A 1,872-nucleotide genomic window follows, 5' to 3' on the forward strand; every position below is an offset into this window, starting at 1 on the left:
ATTAGGATTAAACGAGACATTAATCGTATGGCTTGGCGGTACAATAAGTTGGCTTTGCTCTCCGCGTAAGTGTTCAGCAAATTCAAAATGCGGAAATACTTGCGGCTGTAACTGTTGTGGCGCAACTAATTGTATTGGCCACGCACTCATACCTGCGTAATCACGTACTCGTACAAATACCTTAGTGGCCATTTCCTCAATACTCGATACCGAATCAGGAAAATGCGCCACCGTTGGCAATATTATTTGCGTGTGCTTGGTAAAAAATGCGGCATCAAAGTGCTCTACCGCCCAAATAAAGGTATCAATTAGCCACTGCTGCTCGGCTTGTTCTAGCAGCGGCTTTGATTTAAATAACGCTAACATAGTGTGCTCTTATTTTTGTTCAAGTGCCCAGTTCCAAGCTTGTGTATTGTATAAAGGCACAGTTGAAAGTGCGTGGTGGTGGCTGCCGCTCGACTCCTTAGTCGAGTACGATAAGTACAGTAATGTGCGGTTTTGTGCATCGTAAATACGGCGTACTTTTAGCGATTTAAATAAAATACTTTTTGATGACTTAAACACCACTTCGCCCGACTTGCTGCGATCTATTGCTTGTAACATATCGGCTGTAATTGGCCCAGTTTGGCGACACGCAATAGACATATCAGAGGGATCTGAAAAATCTAAGTCGGCCTCAATATGGCTAATATGGCACGTAACCCCTTTTACTAGTGGGTCTTGCTGCGAATTTACCACTACATCTTTAGTAGTAAACAGCCCTAAGCTCACCGATGCAACATCATCTGAGCAGGCACTTAAGGTAACCACTGCACTTAATAGCACAGCTAAACGTTTAAAGCGGTGTGGTAATTTCATATTAATCCTTAATTTTGCTTTATAAGCGAAGGTTCACGTGACTGTTTTTATACTACCATCAAAAATTAATACAACTAAATTTAGACCATTGAGGGGTTAGCGCACAGTTCAGGCTTTGGTACAATTATACGTACGCCCACGTAGTAACTCATAATAGGAAACGCGTAAATGCCGCACATTATTATTGAACACTCTGAAGATCTTCCTGTATTACCGCAAGTACTTGTTGAAAAAGTGCACAACGCGACTTTTCAAAGTGGTTTATTTGACTTAGAAACCATTAAAACCCGCGCTATTGCTTATCAGCAATACCAGCTAGGTGAAGGAAAAGAAGGGTTTATTCATATTGCGGCGCATATCATGGCCGGGCGCTCTATTGAACAAAAACAAATGTTAAGCGAGAGCTTGCTTGAGTGCTTAAAAACTTATTGCCGAGATTCTGACAGCTTAAGCGTTAATATTTACGACATTCAACACGAAATTTACCGTAAAAATTAACCCTTTTAAAAACGCGTTGTTATTAACCTAAACTTTGGATAATAAGCCTCTTAACCAAAGCTTAGATTAACTAAGTTACAACGCGTTTTTTAGCTTAATGTTGTCGCTTTTTTTAAAGCGTAAACTTACCCAGTAAATCTTTTAATATATTCGACTCTTCATTTAGCCCATTGCATAACTGCTCTGAGGTTTTCATATTTTGTTTTGTTTGCTCAGCAGAATCAGAAATCATCACCACATTTTGACTAATTTCTGAGGTAGCCAACGTTTGCTCGCGGGTGGCTGTAGCCACTGAGCTATTTAGCTCACTTAGCGTAACAATTTCTTGAGATATACCCGTTAAGGTACTCCCTGTTACTTTTAAACGTTCGGCGTTTTCTAGGGTATTTTTACTGCCAAGCTCTATAGCCGACACCGTACTTGAAGCCTTAGAATTTAACGTGTCTATCATTTCGTTAATTTGCTCGGTCGACTCTGCAGTACGCATAGCAAGGGTTCTTACTTCATCGGCTACAA

The 1,872-nt window shown here is 40.5% G+C and carries 3 protein-coding genes and 1 pseudogene; 1 reads left to right on the plus strand and 3 read right to left on the minus strand.

What is annotated here, in order from left to right; translation table 11 throughout:
• A pseudogene (locus tag L650_RS0107760) lies at positions 1–366 on the minus strand (hypothetical protein); the annotation flags it as partial.
• 9 nt (positions 367–375) lie between these two features.
• On the minus strand, positions 376–858 hold the full coding sequence (locus L650_RS0107765) for a CreA family protein (protein ID WP_004588642.1): 483 nt from the start codon (positions 856–858) through the stop codon (positions 376–378).
• 168 nt (positions 859–1,026) lie between these two features.
• On the opposite strand from L650_RS0107765, the gene L650_RS0107770 reads away from it, so the two are divergent.
• A complete protein-coding gene (locus L650_RS0107770; RefSeq protein ID WP_004588643.1) occupies positions 1,027–1,356 on the plus strand; it encodes a 5-carboxymethyl-2-hydroxymuconate Delta-isomerase in 330 nt (109 codons plus the stop codon).
• Between the two features lie 112 nt (positions 1,357–1,468).
• Here the strand turns inward: L650_RS0107770 and L650_RS0107775 are convergent.
• A partial coding sequence (locus L650_RS0107775; RefSeq protein WP_029772763.1) for a methyl-accepting chemotaxis protein occupies positions 1,469–1,872 on the minus strand: 404 nt, incomplete at its 5' end.

The sequence above is a fragment of the Pseudoalteromonas sp. TB51 genome (assembly GCF_000498055.1).
Lineage (GTDB): Bacteria > Pseudomonadota > Gammaproteobacteria > Enterobacterales > Alteromonadaceae > Pseudoalteromonas > Pseudoalteromonas atlantica.

What these genes read in the sequence shown, in the direction of transcription:
- L650_RS0107765 (WP_004588642.1), bottom strand. Translation starts at nt 858, where the DNA reads ATGAAATTACCACACCGCTTTAAACGTTTAGCTGTGCTATTAAGTGCA.
- L650_RS0107770 (WP_004588643.1), top strand. Translation starts at nt 1,027, where the DNA reads ATGCCGCACATTATTATTGAACACTCTGAAGATCTTCCTGTATTACCG.